The sequence below is a fragment of the Halomonas beimenensis genome (genome assembly GCF_002549795.1).
Taxonomy (GTDB): Bacteria; Pseudomonadota; Gammaproteobacteria; order Pseudomonadales; family Halomonadaceae; genus Halomonas; species Halomonas beimenensis.
In genome coordinates this window covers 2,238,859-2,253,108 of record NZ_CP021435.1, presented here as the reverse complement: position 1 = coordinate 2,253,108, position 14,250 = coordinate 2,238,859, and the positions used below count along the sequence as shown (strand labels likewise).

The following is a 14,250-nucleotide window of genomic DNA, read 5'->3' as shown; positions in this document are numbered from 1 at the left end:
TCGCACCTCCAATTGTCCGGGTAGGTTCCGGATGAACAACCTACCGAGAGATCACACCTAGACGCTTCCTCTTTAGGCATTAGCCCTTGGACTCCTGACCATAGCAGGGGGGCGAGCTGGGCTCGCGGTCCTCGGCGTCTTCCTCCGCCAGCGCCTGGAGCAGCGCCTCCCGCAGGATCGGCAGATGCGAGGCCTCCAGGTCCCGTGCCGCCGAGAGCAGGGTCAGGCGGCCGTCGCGTGCCCGCCGCATCAGCGGAAGCAGGCAGTCGGGATCGTCGCGCAGCTCGCCGCGGTAGCGGGCGGCGAAGACGGCTTGGCTGATCTCCCCCTGGTGGTACTGGCGGCGCAGGGCCGGGGAGGGCGAGGCGTCCCGGTACCAGTCGGCGAGCGCCAGGGATTCGCGGCGCTTGCCCCGGGGCCAGAGACGGTCGACCAGCACCCGGGCGCCGTCATCCGCCTCGGGCGCCTGATAGACCCGCTTGAGGACGATGTCATGGCTCATGCGTCGATCTCCGTGTCGAGGGCCTCTCGTGCATCCCGAGCCCTGTCTTGCCATGGTCCGGGGATCGCCGCGGCTCGCGAAAACGCCCGCCGGGCATCGGCCAGGTCGCCGGCCTGCCGTGCCAGCTGGCCCAGGTTGAGCCAGGCCGGCGCCAGTTCGGGATCGGCCTCGGTCGCCCGTCGAAACGCGACCCGGGCACCGGCGATATCGCCGGTGGCATGCCGGGCATTGCCCAGGCCGAAGAGCGCCATCGCCCATTCGGGCTGTCGATCGGTCAGCGCCCGCCAGGCGGGGAGGGCCGCCCGGCTGCCCTGGACCGCCTCGAAGTCGGCGATGGCACGCAGGGCGCCGGCGAGAGTCGCGGCGGGCAGCTCGCCCGGAGGCAGGGCGACGAAGGCCCAGCGGTCGCCGCGGGCCCAGGTGGCGTCGAAGCGTCCGAAGGCTACCTCCCGCTCCGGCGTCATGCCGGTGTGGAGGGTCAGGGTCTCGCCGGACAGGTCATAGCCGATGGCCACGGCATAGTGCCACAGCGGCCAGGCGGGGAGGGCGAGGTTCTGCAGGACGACGACCGGATGGCCCGCGGCGAGCTCGGTCAGCAGCGCCGTGAAGCGTCCCGGAAGCCGATAGGCCACCAGGCCGTGACGCCGCACCGTGGCGAGCATCTCCGGCTGCACGCTGCCTTCCCGGCCGGGCAGGAAGACCTGGGGGATCAGGGTGTCGACGGAGACGTCCCGGCCGGCCGCCTGCAGGGCCATCGCCAGTGAGGCCGGGCCGCACTGGTAGTCGCGTTGGCCGTGGAAGGGCACGTCGTCCAGCTGCACCCGCTCGGGCAGCGCCTGTCGGGTAGCGGGGGCGAGGTGCGGCGCCGAGGCGCATCCCGCGAGCAGAAACAGACATGCCACCAGCACAGGAACGCCCGCGATGCGGGCGTTCTTGCGTCTGGATGGCCGGAACGCGCCGGTCATGCGGTGTCTCGCCTTTCAGCGGGTGAAGGGGTAGACGTCGGTGAGGCCGAGGATGTCGGTCACCAGCAGGATGACGAAGACGGCGAACAGGGCGCCGACCACGCTGGCGCCGGCGGGCAGCTGGTCCAGCCGCTCGGCCATCTCGCGGGCCTCGGCGTCGGAGAGGGCGGCCACGCGGTCCTCGACCTGGCGGGGCGAGACGCCCTGGAGGAGCAATTGCTGCCGGACGTCCTCCCGGGCCAGGATGTCACGGATCTTGGCCCGATCCCGCTGAGCTCCCTGGGCGTCGAGCGCGGCCGTCGTGGCGATCAGGTCCGAGAGAGCCGTCCCGGGGGTGGCCATGGCGGGGAGGCTGCCCAGGACCAGGGCGGCGATCAGGAGCGGGGTGAGGAGGCGGCGGAGTCGCTTCATGGTGGAGATTCCTTGTGTCTCGGTGGTCCGGCTCGTGTTCTTTCCCTTCGGCGCGTCCATGCCCTTCGGGAGCGATGCTTGCTCAGTATAGAGGATAAGCGAACGGCGTTTCACGAATTCGTATGGATTTCCAGCCGGTTGCGCCCCTTCTGCTTGGCCTGGTAGAGCGCGGTGTCGGCCCGGGAGTAGAGCTGATCCAGGTCCTCCTGGCCGGCGTGCGTGGCGGCTAGCCCCAGGCTGATGGTAAGGCGATGTCCTTGAGCCCGGTCAGGGAGGGCCAGGCTCGCCGTGGCCTCGCGGAGACGCTCGCCCAGCCTTCGCGCCCCCTCGATGCCGGTATTCGGCATCAGCACGGCGAACTCCTCCCCCCCGAGCCGCGCCACCAGGTCCGACTCGCGGCTGAGGCGAGCGAGCTCTCGGGAGAAGGCCTGGAGGACGGCATCGCCGGTCGGATGGCCGAAACGGTCGTTGACGTGCTTGAAGTGGTCCAGATCGGCCAGTAGCAGGCTCAGTTCGCCTTCATCACGCCGATTGAGCGCCAGCTGCTGCTGGGCCCGGTCCCAGAGCCGGCGCCGATTGGCCAGCCCGGTCAGCTCGTCGGTCACGCTGAGTTGGTGCAGCGAGAGCCACTGACGATGGATGCGGGCGAGCGCCAGCATCAGGGCGCCGGCGACCATCAGTACCAGTAACAGCAACACGACCACGGCGAGGCTCAGCCGTTTCATCAGTCGACGCTGTTCCGCCGCGGCCCCGTGGATGCTGTCCAGCAGGCGGCTGTAGGCCCAGGCCAGGGTCGACTCCAGCTCGCCGCCCAGCTGGTTCACCGTGCCGGCGTCGGGGGCCTCTCGCGCCAGGGCTCCCTCCAGGGCCTCCAGGGTCTCGGCGGCCTGATCGAAATCCCCCAGTACCTCGCTGTAGTCCGTGCGAGGCAACTCGCTGCGCCTCAGGGCCTGGCGAACGCCCGCCATGCGCTCCGGCAACAGCCACAGCAGCTTGCCGACCCGTTGCCGATGGAAACTGTCGCCGGGTGCGCGCATCAGCCCCTCCAGGGCCAGGCGCAGCTCGGCCGTCTCCTCCTGGGCGCGCACGATATCCCCGGCCAGGGCCGCGTAATCGGCGCCCAGGTGGCGCCCGGACTGGCTCACGTAGGCCCCGGTGGCCAGCGCACCGAGCACGGCCATCAGGCAGAAGCCCAGCGCCAGCCCGATCCGCAGCCGTGCCGAGGGGCTCCTCACCGGGCCTGGATCTCCCGGATGGCCCAGATCCACTGGCTCATGGGGGCCTCACCCTCCAGCACCGCCTCGGCGTCCGCCGGAACCACCAGCATCAGGGGCCCCAGCTGGTCGGGCCGCAGCGGCTCGCCATCGAGTCGGGTGGCCAGCATGTAGTCCCGCTCCTGACGATCATGGGGCGTCAGGAAGGTGGTGTAGTCATCGATCGCGATGAAGCGCAGCCGGCCGGCCTCGTCCAGGCCCTGATCGGCCAGGAAGTCCTCCAGCCAGACGCCATCGAAGGTGCCTTCCGGCCCCTCGAAGTGGCGCATGGTGACCCGGGCGGCCTCGCTCCGTTCGATCTCGGCGAGGGTCAGCTCGCGGGATTCGGCGCCCTGCTGGATCGTCAGGATCGGCTCGGCGACGGTGGTCAGGGCCGGGGCAAGGGCGGCGGCCAGCAGGCCAGCCAGGGTCAGGCGGTGCAGCGACATCATGGAACTCCTCAACAAGATTTTTCGCATGATGGCAAGAACCCGAAGAGAGGGCCATGGGCGGACGCTCACGGGCCGCCCACGCGGCTCAGCCCACCCGATAGGAGGCGGGCAACTCGGTGAGGGGGCCACGGCCGCCGGCCAGGGTCAGGGCCAGGTCGTGCAGGCCGTCCCAGAGGGGCAGGGGGCTGGCGCCCTTGATCGCCAGGTCCAGGCGCTGGGCGAACAGCAGCAGCTTGTGCAGGCGCTTCATGGGCAGGCGGCCCAGCGCCTGCTGGTAGGCCGGTCGCCGCTTCTCGAAGATCGGCGGCTTCTGCGCCTTGCAGGCATGCTCCAGGCTCTGGCCCTGGTCGAGATGCTGGTGCAGCGACAGCAGAAGTCGCAGCTCGCGCGTCAGGGCCCACAGCACGATGGGGGCCTCCACGCCCTCGCCCCGGAGCCCCGCCATGATGCGGGACACCCGCGCCCGTTCGCCCTTGAGGCAGGCATCCATCAGGGTGAAGACGTCGAAGCGGGCGCTGTCCTCCACGCCCCCGGCCACCTGCTGCGGCGAGATGCGCGCTCCCGGTGGGCAGAGCAGGGCTAGCTTCTGCAGTTCCTGGTCGGCGGCGAGCAGGTTGCCCTCGGTGCGCTCGCCGAGCAACCGGGCCGCGTCCAGGTCCAGGGACAGGCCATGATGGCCGGCCCGGTCGCGCAGCCAGAAATGGAGCCGAGAGGCGTCCACGGGCCACACCGGCACGAAGAGCCCGGCCTTGTCCAGGGCCTTGAACCAGGCGCTCTTCTGCTCGCGGAAGTCGAGCTTGCCCGCGGCGACCAGCAGCACGTTATCGCCGCCCATGGTCTCGGCGTATTCGCGCAGGGCCTTGGCGCCCTCCTGGCCGGGCTTGCCGTTGCCCAGGCGCAGCTCGATGAGCTTGCGCGAGGCGAACAGCGACAGGCTGGCGGCGGCTTCGGTGAGCCGTCCCCAGGCGAAGTTGGCCTCCACGTGCAGCACCTCGCGCTCCTCGATGCCCGCACCACGGGCGGCGGCGCGCACGGCGTCGCAGGCCTCGCGGTGCTGCAGGGGCTCGTCCCCGGCGACGATCACCACCGGCGGCAGCGACTTGGCCAGCGCCGCCTCGAGCTTGTCGGGGAAGACCTTCATGGGGCGTCCAGGGCGATCAGGCGATCGAGCAGCCGACGGGCCGCCGCGTGGCGCAGCCGCTCGAGGACCGCCTCGCGCTGGGTGTCGCCCGCCAGCAGGTCGTCGTCGCTCGTCGCATAGCGCTCGACGACCGTCATGTCCTGGCGGGGGAGCCGATAGGCACCGTCGGCTCGACGCTTCAACGAGAAGGGGACCGTCAGGGTCAGTTCCCGTTCCTGGCTGCCCGCATCCAGCACCGAGAGGCGGCGCTCCTCGATGCGTTCGGCGCCAAGGGTCATCACCAGCGGGGCATCGTCGCGGATGGCAGTGCCGGCGGCCTCGAGCCGCGCCCCGACCAGGCGCGAGAACTCGTCCTCGGGCCCGGCGAGGGCCAGGGCGGCCAGTGGGGGGCCGGGGCGATCGAGCCCCCTCAGCCGGAACCCGCAGCCGCTCAGCCCCAGGCCGGCGCCGCCGGCCAGGGCGAGGCGCAGGAAGTCACGCCGTTGCATCTCGACTCTCCTTGGCCATGGGACGGGTTCAGCCGACCACGATGTTGACCAGCTTGCCTGGCACCACGATGACCTTGCGCACCGTCTTGCCCTCGACGTGACGCTGCACGTTCTCCGCGGCCATGGCCTGGGCCTCGATGGCGTCCTTGTCCGCATCCGCCGGCACGTCCAGGCGGGCCCGCAGCTTGCCGTTGACCTGGACCACCATCTCGAGGGTGTCGCGGGCCAGCGCCGCCTCGTCGACGACCGGCCAGGGCGCGTCGATGGCCGGGGTGTCGTGGCCGAGCTCGTCCCAGAGGGCATGGCAGGCATGGGGCGTGATGGGCGCCAGCAGCAGCACGCAGGCCTCCACGGCCTCCCGGGCCACGGCCAGGCCCAGCGGCGAGGCGTCGTCGAACTTGCCCAGGGCGTTGGTCAGCTCCATCACCGCCGCGATGGCGGTGTTGAAGGTGGTGCGCCGACCGATGTCGTCGGTGGCCTTCTGGATGGTCTCGTGGGTCTTGCGGCGCAGCTCCCGCTGGGGCTCGCTCAGGGCGTCGACGTCCAGCGTGCCGGGGGTGCCGGCGGCCAGGTGCTCGGCGACCAGGCGCCACAGGCGCTTGAGGAAGCGATGCGCGCCCTCCACGCCGGAATCCGACCACTCCAGGGACTGCTCGGGGGGCGCGGCGAACATCATGAACAGGCGCACGGTGTCGGCCCCGAAGCGATCGATCATCGCCTGGGGGTCGACCCCGTTGTTCTTCGACTTGGACATCTTCTCGATGCCGCCCATCTCCACCGGCTGACCATCGCTCTCGAGCACCGCGCTCAGCGGCCGGCCCTTGTCATCGCGCCTGACCGCCACGTCGGCCGGGTTGAACCAGTCCTTGCCGCCGTTCTCGGTGGGGCGATAGAAGGTCTCGGCGATCACCATGCCCTGCGTCAGCAGGCGCTGGAAGGGCTCGTCGGAGTCGACCAGGCCGAAGTCACGCATCAGCTTGTGGAAGAAGCGGGCGTAGAGCAGGTGGAGGATGGCGTGCTCGATGCCGCCGATGTAGAGATCCACCGGCAGCCAGTAGTCGGCGCGTTCGTCGAGCATGGCCTCCGGGTTGTCGGCACAGCAGAAGCGCGCGTAGTACCAGGAGGATTCCATGAAGGTGTCGAAGGTATCGGTCTCGCGGATCCAGCCGTCCCCCAGGTCGCTGAACTCGGGCATCCGTTTCAACGGCGAGCCGGAGGCATCCACGGTGACTTCCAGCGGCAGCTCCACCGGCAGCTCGTCGTCGGTGAGCGGCACGGTCTGGCCCTCGGGGCCGTACTTGACCGGAATCGGTGCGCCCCAGTAGCGCTGGCGGGCCACGCCCCAGTCGCGCAGGCGGAAGTTGGTCTTCACCTCGCCGTGGCCCTGCTCGGCGAGCCTGGCGGCGATGGCGTCGAAGGCCGCCGGGAAGTCCAGGCCGTCGAACTCGCCGGAATTGATCAGCACGCCGTAGTCGTCGTGGGCGCCCTCGCTGAGGTCCGGCACCTCCCCGTTCTCGTCGGCGATCACCGGCTCGATGGGCAGGTCGTACTTGGTGGCGAACTCCCAGTCGCGCTGATCATGGGCGGGCACGGCCATGACGGCGCCGGTGCCGTACTCCATGAGCACGAAGTTGGCCACGTACACCGGCACCCGGCGCCCGGTGAGGGGATGCACCGCCTGGTAGCCGGTGTCCATCCCCTTCTTCTCCATGGTGGCGAGCTCCGCCTCGGAGGTGCCGCCGTGGGAGCACTCCTCGAGGAAGGCGGAAAGCGTGGGGTTACCCTCGGCGGCGGCCTGGGCCAGCGGATGACCGGCGGCCACGGCCACGTAGGTCACGCCCATCAGGGTGTCGGGGCGGGTGGTGTAGACCCGCAGCGGTTCCAGGGCGTTGTCGTCGTGGTCGGCCACGTCGAAGGCCAGCTCCACGCCCCTGGACTTGCCGATCCAGTTGCGCTGCATGGTCTTGACCTGCTCGGGCCAGTCGACCTTGTCCAGGTCCGCCAGCAGCTCCTCGGCGTAGTCGGTGATCTTGAGGAACCACAGCGGGATCTCCTTGCGCTCCACCGGCGCGCCGCTGCGCCAGCCGCAGCCGTCGATCACCTGCTCGTTGGCCAGCACGGTCTGGTCCACCGGATCCCAGTTGACCGTGGACATCTTCTTGTAGACCAGGCCCTTCTCCACCAGCTTGGTGAAGAACCACTGCTCCCAGCGGTAGTAGTCGCTGTCGCAGGTGGCGAACTCGCGGCTCCAGTCGTAGGCGAAGCCCAGCGCCTTGAGCTGGCCGCGCATGTAGTCGATGTTCTGGTAGGTCCACTTCGCCGGCGGGACCTGGTTCTTGATCGCGGCGTTCTCCGCCGGCATGCCGAAGGCGTCCCAGCCCATGGGCTGCAGCACGTTCTTGCCCTGCATGCGCTGGTAGCGGGTCACCACGTCGCCGATGGTGTAGTTGCGCACATGCCCCATGTGCAGCTTGCCGCTGGGATAGGGGAACATCGACAGGCAGTAGAACTTCTCGCGGCTGGCGTCCTCCACCGCCTTGAAGCACTGATTCTTCTCCCAGAACTGCTGGGCGTCGCGTTCGATCTCTTGGGGCTGGTATTGTGCGTCCATCGCTGTCTTCGGGTACCTTGCTAGTCGAGAGCAGCGCCCGCGGCGCTGCGCATGTCAGCGGGCCTTGTCCGGCGTCAAGGTCATCTCCGGTCGGAGGGAGAAGTCATTGATTCGCCGACGGCATGTCGTCTAAATGGAACAACCTTTGGGGCGCAAGGATACCCCAGCACGGCGGGCCCCGGCTATGGTGGCCTGCGCCGTGACCCGGCTCGGACAGGAGGAGACCCCATGAGCGAGCATCAGGATCGGCACCACCAGGACCACCGCCTCAAGGCGGCCTACGAACGCGTGCTGGCGCGCCTGAAGGAGGGGGCCGGCGAACTGAACCGGGAGACCCTGCAGCAGGAGCTCGATGAGGCCATCGAGTTCGAGGCCGACGTCGAGGAGTTCACTCGGGACGAGCTGTCGCTGCTGCGCGCCTGGGTGGAACGGGATCTCAAGGAGATGCGCCGCTACCTGGGGGCCGGCGGCGAGAGCGTGGCCAGCTGGCTGGGCATCGACCTGTCGATGCTGTCGCGCAAGGTGGTGGAGTCGCTGCTCTCCATCGCCGATCGCGGCATGCTGGAGCGCGAGCGCTTCGAGGACGACCTGGAGGCCTCCCGGGCCGACTACGTCGCCGGGGAGATGGCCGCCCCGGGCCGCATGGCCTGTACCCACTGCGACGCCATCGTCGAGCTCGATGCCGTGACCCGCATCGAACCCTGTCACCGGTGCGGGCATCGCTACTTCGTGCGCGCCCCGCTCGACTGACGCTTGTCGTGTGGGAGCGCTCTTTAGAGCGCGAATAGGTTACCTGCTGGCCAGCCGCGAATCGCGCAGCAAGCTGCGCTCCCACTCCCAAATTCGCCCCGGTGCTCGAATTCACCGGTGGGAGCGCTCTTTAGAGCGCGATTGGAGGTTCAGCTGCTATGTTGGGGGAAGTCACCCACAGTGATCCTTCACCATGTCGGCACCTCATTCATGCCGCCTCAGGAAGGGGCGGCGTTCGTTGCCTGGGTATTGTTATTTGCTCACCATGGTGACGGCTTCCCGCTACCCAGTATTCCTCCATCCCGGACATGCCGCCGCCGCATCCCGAGAGTTCTATGCGTCGGCTGTCCTCAAGCATGGCGATACCCTCTGCTATGTGGTCATGCCTGATCATGTGCATTGGTTGGTGCAGTTGAAGGGTGACCTGTCAGTCCTGGTCAGGGTCTACAAGTCACGTGTGTCCATGGTGGTCGGGAAGCCAGTCTGGCAATCGGGTTTCCATGATCATGCCCTTCGGCTTGAGGAAGATCTCAGGGCCACGGCCCGATACGTCGTTGCGAACCCCTTGAGAGCCGGGCTTGTGACCAACATCACCGATTACCCCTATTGGAACGCGGTCTGGCTGTAGTCCTCTTCTTGAAACCTCATCACGCAGCAAGCTGCGCTTCCACAGGACGGAGTGATGCCCCGTTCGTGGGAGCGCTCTTTAGAGCGCGATGCGGTGTTTGATGGCTTGCTGCTTGTCGCGCAGCAAGCTGCGCTCCCACTCCTGAATTCGCCCCGGTGCTCGAATTCACTGGTGGGAGCGCTCTTCAGAGCGCGATCGAGATGGGATCACGAGGACAGCAGCCAGATGGCCGCCACCGCCAGGGCGGCCATCACCAGCGCATAGCGCAGGTTCTCGCGCATCATCCGGGTGCCGCTGACGCCGTAGCGGCCCTGCAGCGAGAGGTTGATCCCGGACAGCGGCCCGACGCTGGTGCCCACCGCCCAGGCGGCCAGCGCCGTGAAGGCGAACAGCGTCTGCTCGGCGGCGGCGAGGTCCAGCACCGAGGCCAGCACCGAGACGCCGATGATGGGATGCAGGCCGGCCACGGCGCTGGCCACCACCGCCAGGAAGCTGGCGATGGCCTCGCCCGTGCCGAAGGCGTCGAACAGCGTCCAGCCCCCCTCGGTGGCGGCATTGGCCAGGGTCGAGAGGCCCTTGGTCAGCAGGCCCGCACAGAGGAACAGCGAGATCTCGCCGCGCATGGCCGGCAGCCGCGTCAGGGCATGGCGATGCAGCCGGCCCAGGGTCCAGCGCGGCCCCTTGGGCAGGTTGGCGACCAGGGCCGAGGCCGGCATCAGGAAGGTGATGATGCTGACCATGGACAGCTCAGGCGTCAGGCCGTAGTGGAAGCCCATCACCAGCGCCGCCATGCTCACCGGCAGCAGCAGGCTGCGCGGCGACATCGAGAAGCCGGCGGTGTCGCTCAGGTCGAAGCGGCGGGGCAGCTCGATCATCGTCACCAGGCCCGCGCACAGGGCCAGGGGCAGGCCATGGGCCAGGACCGTCGCGTAGTCCATCGCCGGGGCCAGGGTCATGACGATGCCCATGGAGGCGAAGAAGGGCGACCACAGCGCCGCGCTGGACAGGCCCCGGTTGAGCCCCAGCAGTTGCGGCATGGTGAGCGGCGCCCGGCGGGCCAGGCGGTCGCCGACCATGAACACCGTCGAGAGGTTGAGGATGGTGCCGAGCAGGTGCACCCCCAGCCAGGTGCCGGCGAGCCCGCGCCGGCCGGTCACGGGGTGGCCCGGCGGGCGTGGCCTGCCCCGCAGGTTGCCGATCAGGCCGATGAAGCTCACCCCCACCAGCATCGCCACCACGAAGCTGTTGCCGTCGAGCATCGCCGCCCAGTCGATGACCGCCCCGTAGCCGAAGCGGGCGAGCAGCAGCAGGCCCAGGCCGAGGGCGGCGAGCCAGCCCGCCTGGCGCCGGGTGCGACCGGGGATGTCCGGCCACAGCAGGGCGGTGGCCAGCCAGAAGGCGTAGCCGGTCAGGTGCGGGTCGAGCGCCAGGGGAGTGAAGCCCAGGATCTGGCACAGCAGGCCGGCGAGGATGGCCAGGCCGGCCAGGGCATGGCGCGGGGCGACGGCCGCCTCGGCGGCGGGGGCGGTGGGCGACGACATGGCGTTACCGGGTGGCGAGAAACGTAGCATCCTAAGCAAGATGCCCGCCCGCCTCAAGGCGCGGGCAGAAAGCGGGGCAAGGGAAGCGCTGATTTACGTCGCGAGCGATGGGAGGCTGGCCGCCGCCGGAACGCAAAGACCGGAGTTTACACAGCGGTAAATGAGGATCTTGACGGGGGTGCCGAGTCCGGGCTGGCGCACCAGTACCGCCGACGGTCAGGATCTCGAGCGCAGCAGTAAAGCAGCGTTTCCCTAGTCGTGGCGGGGCAGATAGCGCACCGGCAGCACCGGCGCGTCCCGGGACTGCAGGCGATCCTGGCTGGGGGCACAGCCGAAGAAGCGGCGGTAGGCCCGGGAGAAGTGTTCCAGGGAGCCGAACCCGGCGCTCGAGGCCACCTGGGCGACGCTCAGGTCGGTCTGCTGCAGCAGGCGATGGGCGCGGTTGATGCGCAGCCAGAGGTAGTAGCGCTTCGGCGTGACGCCCAGCTCGGCCTTGAAGCGTCGCTCGAGCTGGCGCACCGAGAGCCCGACCCCCTCGGCCAGTTCGGCGCTGGACAGCGGCGACTCGATGGCCCGGCGCATCAGCCGGATCACCCGGCGCATCTGGGCCGAGGTCTCCGGCTGGCGCTCCGGGGCGGCGGCGAGCTGGACGGCGTCCCCGGCGCGTCGGCGACGCTCCAGCAGGTGGTTCTGCAGCTCCTCCATCAGCGGCGCCTCGACCCGTCGGCCCAGCCAGGCCAGCATCATGTCGAGCACCGCCGTGCCCCCCGCGCAGGTCAGGCGGCCGCCGCCCAAGGTGTAGAGCTCGCCGACGGCTTCCACCCGGGGGTAGAGCTCGCGGAAGCCCTCCAGGTTGTCCCAGTGCACCGCCGCCCGTCGGCCGTCGAGCAGGCCCGCCGCGGCCAGCACCTCGCTGCCCATCTCGATCCCGCCCAGTTCGACCCCGGCGGCGGCGCAGTGGCGCAGCCACATGGCCAGGGGGCGGTCCCCGGTGAGCGCCTTGGTCTCGAAGCTGGCCAGCACCAGGACGCCGTCCAGCTCCGTGGGGGCCGGCCAGTCGACCTCCACCCCCAGGGGCACGCCGTTGGAGGCCGGCACCGTCGCCTCGCCGCCCAGCAGCCGCCACTCGAAGCGCGGCTCCTGGGCCAGCCAGTTGACGATGAACAGCGGATCCAGCAGCGCCCCCAGGCCGGCGAAGGAGAACTGCGGCAGCAGCAGGATGCCGAGCCGATGCGGGGTGGGGTCTGGGGTCCTGGCCATGGTGCGATCTCAACTCCGGTAGTCGTCGCCCTCCTTGTCGAGCAGGCGCATCAGCGCCGCGAAGTGGGCCTGGGGTGCGCCCGCCCGGGCATAGTCGTCCCACTGGGCGGCGGTCTTGCGGGCCACCTCCGGGGCCACCGGCGCCAGCGGCAGTCCGCTGGCCCGGGCCACCAGGTAGGAGCGGCAGGCGCGCTCGAAATAATAGAGGTTGTCGAAGGCCTCGGCGACATCGGCGCCGGTGGCGATGACGCCGTGGTTGCCCAGCAGCAGGATCGGCGCCTCGCCGGCCAGGCGGCCCAGGCGTTCGGCCTCGTCGCCGAGGCCCATGCCCTCGAAGCCTCGGTCGACCGCCACGCGCTCGAAGAAGCGCATGGCGTTCTGCTCCACCGGGGGCAGCTCGGGCTCGGCCAGGCAGGCCAGGGCGGTGGCGTACAGCGAGTGGGTGTGCAGGATGCAGCCCACCTCGCGGCCCTGGCGGTGCAGGGCGCCGTGGATCGCCCAGGCGGTGGGGTCGAGCCCGGCGGGGCGCTCGCCGCCCCGGGCCTCGACCTCCAGCAGGTCGCTGGCGCGCAGCTCGGCGAAGTGCCGGCCCGCCGGGTTGATCAGGAAACGCTCGCCGCCCTCGGCGGTGGCCAGGCTGCAATGGTTGGCGGTGGCCTCGTGCAGGTCCAGGCGGGCCAGCCAGCGCAGGGCGCAGGCCAGCTGTTCCCGGGCGTTGCCCGGGACCTCGGGAATCTCGCTCATGGTCGGCTCCTCGGCTCAGTAGTGGATCCAGCGGGTCTTCAGCGCCATGTACTTGTGCATGCCGGCCAGCTCGTAGTCGCGGCCGATGCCGGACTGCTTCATGCCGCCGAAGGGCGTCTGGGGACTCACGGCGTCGACGCCGTTGACCGTCACCGTGCCCGCCTGCAGGGCGTCGCACAGGCGGTGGGCGCGGCCCAGGTCGGCGGTCCACAGCGAGGCGGCCAGGCCGTACCGGCTGTCGTTGGCCAGCGCCACGCCCTCGGCCTCGTCGGCGAAGCGGCTCACCGCCAGCACCGGGCCGAAGATCTCCTCGCGGAACAACCGGTGCTCGGGGGTGACGCCGGTGAACACCGTGGGGGCGACGAAGAGCTCGCCGCCGGCGGCGGTGAGCGGTTCCCCGCCGTGGCGCAGGGTGGCCTCCCGCTTGCCGATGGCCAGGTAGTCGCGGACCTTGTCGAACTGGGCGCGGCTGACCAGCGGCCCCAGCCGGGTGTCCGGATCCAGGGGATCGCCGGGGACCAGGGCCTCCAGGCGCTTGTCGAGTGCGGCCAGGAAGGCGTCGTGGATGCCGTCCTGGAGCAGCAGGCGGGAGTGGGCCGAGCAGACCTGGCCGGCGTTGGTGAAGATGCCCGCCACCGCGGCGTCCACCGCCGCCTCCAGGTCGGGGCAGTCGTCGAAGATCACCAGCGGGCTCTTGCCGCCGCATTCCAGCCAGACCGGCTTCATGTTCGACTCCCCGGCATAGACCTGGAAGCGCTTGCCGATCTCGGTGGAGCCGGTGAAGCCGAGGGCGTCCACGTCCTCGTGGCGACCCAGGGCCTCGCCGGCCAGGTGGCCATGGCCCGGCACCACGTTGAGCACCCCGGTGGGCAGGCCCGCCTTGTCGCACAGCTCCGCCAGGCGCAGGGCGGACAGCGACGACTCCTCGGCGGGCTTGAGTACCAGGCTGTTGCCCGCGGCGAGCGCCGGGGCCAGCTTGACGGTGGCGTTGTGCAGCGGGTAGTTCCAGGGCACCACGGCCCCCACCACGCCCAGCGGCTCGTGGGTGACGGTGGCCTGGACGCCGGCCGGGGCGGGGGCGACCCGGTCGTAGGCCTTGTCCTGCAGCTCGCCGTACCAGTCGAAGAGCACCGCGGCCTCCTCGGCGTCCTCCAGGGCCTCGGTGATGCACTTGCCGGCCTCCAGGCTGTCGAGCAGGGCCAGCTCCTCGCGGTGGATGCGGATCTCGGCGGCGATGGCCAGCATCACCCGGCGCCGCTCTCCGGGCTCGGCCCGGGCCCAGTCGCCGGCCACGAGGGCCGTCCGGGCGGCGGCCACGGCGCGGTCCACGTCGGCCGCGTCGCAGGCCGCCACCGCGGCCACGGCCTCGCCGGTCATGGGGTTGATCGAGTCCAGGGTGGCGCCGCCCGCGGCCGGGCGGCGGCGCCCGTCGATCCAGGCGCGGCCGTCGACCTCGAGGGCCGCGGCGCGGCGCTTCCAGTCATGATGGGTCAGGGGCATGGGA

14 protein-coding genes are annotated in these 14,250 nt (G+C 70.2%); 2 read left to right on the top strand and 12 right to left on the bottom strand.

Annotated elements, in window-relative coordinates; translation table 11 throughout:
- Positions 1-79: 79 nt before the first annotated feature.
- From BEI_RS10630 to leuS, 8 genes are all read right to left on the bottom strand, one after another.
- The gene (locus tag BEI_RS10630; RefSeq protein ID WP_097789504.1) at positions 80-502 is read right to left on the bottom strand and encodes a DUF488 domain-containing protein; all 423 of its coding nucleotides are present in this window, start codon (positions 500-502) and stop codon (positions 80-82) included.
- Positions 499-1,467, bottom strand: coding sequence for a PA2778 family cysteine peptidase (locus BEI_RS10625; RefSeq protein WP_097789503.1), 969 nt, complete (start codon positions 1,465-1,467; stop codon positions 499-501). The genes BEI_RS10630 and BEI_RS10625 overlap by 4 nt, the downstream gene beginning before the upstream one ends.
- Before the next feature lie 15 nt (positions 1,468-1,482).
- Positions 1,483-1,878 (bottom strand): PA2779 family protein, encoded by a 396-nt coding sequence (locus BEI_RS10620; protein WP_097789502.1) that lies wholly within the window; start codon positions 1,876-1,878, stop codon positions 1,483-1,485.
- Between the two features lie 110 nt (positions 1,879-1,988).
- Complete coding sequence (locus BEI_RS10615; RefSeq protein ID WP_097789501.1) at positions 1,989-3,113, bottom strand: GGDEF domain-containing protein; 1,125 nt, start codon at positions 3,111-3,113, stop codon at positions 1,989-1,991.
- Positions 3,110-3,583, bottom strand: coding sequence for a molybdopterin-dependent oxidoreductase (locus tag BEI_RS10610; RefSeq protein WP_193765092.1), 474 nt, complete (start codon positions 3,581-3,583; stop codon positions 3,110-3,112). The genes BEI_RS10615 and BEI_RS10610 overlap by 4 nt, the downstream gene beginning before the upstream one ends.
- A gap of 85 nt (positions 3,584-3,668) precedes the next feature.
- Positions 3,669-4,724, bottom strand: a complete 1,056-nt coding sequence (gene holA, locus BEI_RS10605) for a DNA polymerase III subunit delta (protein WP_097789499.1) — start codon at positions 4,722-4,724, stop codon at positions 3,669-3,671.
- Entirely contained in the window at positions 4,721-5,212 is a 492-nt protein-coding gene (locus tag BEI_RS10600; protein ID WP_097789498.1) for an LPS-assembly lipoprotein LptE, read from the bottom strand. The genes holA and BEI_RS10600 overlap by 4 nt, the downstream gene beginning before the upstream one ends.
- Before the next feature lie 28 nt (positions 5,213-5,240).
- Positions 5,241-7,823 carry a leucine--tRNA ligase gene (gene leuS / locus BEI_RS10595; protein ID WP_097789497.1) on the bottom strand — a complete coding sequence of 861 codons (2,583 nt, stop codon included), beginning with the start codon at positions 7,821-7,823 and terminating at the stop codon, positions 5,241-5,243.
- 228 nt (positions 7,824-8,051) lie between these two features.
- Between leuS and BEI_RS10590 the strand changes: the two genes are divergently transcribed.
- Together BEI_RS10590 and BEI_RS19480 are read left to right on the top strand one after the other, a co-directional pair.
- Positions 8,052-8,573, top strand: coding sequence for a zinc ribbon-containing protein (locus BEI_RS10590; protein ID WP_097789496.1), 522 nt, complete (start codon positions 8,052-8,054; stop codon positions 8,571-8,573).
- 193 nt (positions 8,574-8,766) lie between these two features.
- Entirely contained in the window at positions 8,767-9,201 is a 435-nt protein-coding gene (locus BEI_RS19480) for an REP-associated tyrosine transposase (RefSeq protein WP_097789495.1), read from the top strand.
- 206 nt (positions 9,202-9,407) lie between these two features.
- Here BEI_RS19480 and BEI_RS10580 read toward each other — a convergent pair whose 3' ends face one another.
- The 4 genes from BEI_RS10580 to BEI_RS10565 form a co-directional block, all read right to left on the bottom strand.
- Positions 9,408-10,742, bottom strand: coding sequence for a hypothetical protein (locus BEI_RS10580; RefSeq protein ID WP_097789494.1), 1,335 nt, complete (start codon positions 10,740-10,742; stop codon positions 9,408-9,410).
- Positions 10,743-10,994: 252 nt separating this feature from the next.
- Positions 10,995-12,002 (bottom strand): GlxA family transcriptional regulator, encoded by a 1,008-nt coding sequence (locus BEI_RS10575; RefSeq protein WP_097789493.1) that lies wholly within the window; start codon positions 12,000-12,002, stop codon positions 10,995-10,997.
- A 9-nt stretch (positions 12,003-12,011) separates the two neighbouring features.
- The gene (locus BEI_RS10570; protein ID WP_097789492.1) at positions 12,012-12,746 is read right to left on the bottom strand and encodes a class II aldolase/adducin family protein; all 735 of its coding nucleotides are present in this window, start codon (positions 12,744-12,746) and stop codon (positions 12,012-12,014) included.
- Between the two features lie 15 nt (positions 12,747-12,761).
- Complete coding sequence (locus tag BEI_RS10565; RefSeq protein WP_097789491.1) at positions 12,762-14,246, bottom strand: aldehyde dehydrogenase family protein; 1,485 nt, start codon at positions 14,244-14,246, stop codon at positions 12,762-12,764.
- Positions 14,247-14,250: the final 4 nt, after the last annotated feature.

Bases quoted from the DNA above. Each gene is read 5' to 3' on its own strand.
- BEI_RS10630 (WP_097789504.1), bottom strand. From the start codon at position 502: ATGAGCCATGACATCGTCCTCAAGCGGGTCTATCAGGCGCCCGAGGCG.
- BEI_RS10625 (WP_097789503.1), bottom strand. From the start codon at position 1,467: ATGACCGGCGCGTTCCGGCCATCCAGACGCAAGAACGCCCGCATCGCG.
- BEI_RS10620 (WP_097789502.1), bottom strand. From the start codon at position 1,878: ATGAAGCGACTCCGCCGCCTCCTCACCCCGCTCCTGATCGCCGCCCTG.
- BEI_RS10610 (WP_193765092.1), bottom strand. From the start codon at position 3,583: ATGATGTCGCTGCACCGCCTGACCCTGGCTGGCCTGCTGGCCGCCGCC.
- holA (WP_097789499.1), bottom strand. From the start codon at position 4,724: ATGAAGGTCTTCCCCGACAAGCTCGAGGCGGCGCTGGCCAAGTCGCTG.
- BEI_RS10600 (WP_097789498.1), bottom strand. From the start codon at position 5,212: ATGCAACGGCGTGACTTCCTGCGCCTCGCCCTGGCCGGCGGCGCCGGC.
- leuS (WP_097789497.1), bottom strand. From the start codon at position 7,823: ATGGACGCACAATACCAGCCCCAAGAGATCGAACGCGACGCCCAGCAG.
- BEI_RS10590 (WP_097789496.1), top strand. From the start codon at position 8,052: ATGAGCGAGCATCAGGATCGGCACCACCAGGACCACCGCCTCAAGGCG.
- BEI_RS19480 (WP_097789495.1), top strand. From the start codon at position 8,767: ATGTCGGCACCTCATTCATGCCGCCTCAGGAAGGGGCGGCGTTCGTTG.
- BEI_RS10580 (WP_097789494.1), bottom strand. From the start codon at position 10,742: ATGTCGTCGCCCACCGCCCCCGCCGCCGAGGCGGCCGTCGCCCCGCGC.
- BEI_RS10575 (WP_097789493.1), bottom strand. From the start codon at position 12,002: ATGGCCAGGACCCCAGACCCCACCCCGCATCGGCTCGGCATCCTGCTG.
- BEI_RS10570 (WP_097789492.1), bottom strand. From the start codon at position 12,746: ATGAGCGAGATTCCCGAGGTCCCGGGCAACGCCCGGGAACAGCTGGCC.
- BEI_RS10565 (WP_097789491.1), bottom strand. From the start codon at position 14,246: ATGCCCCTGACCCATCATGACTGGAAGCGCCGCGCCGCGGCCCTCGAG.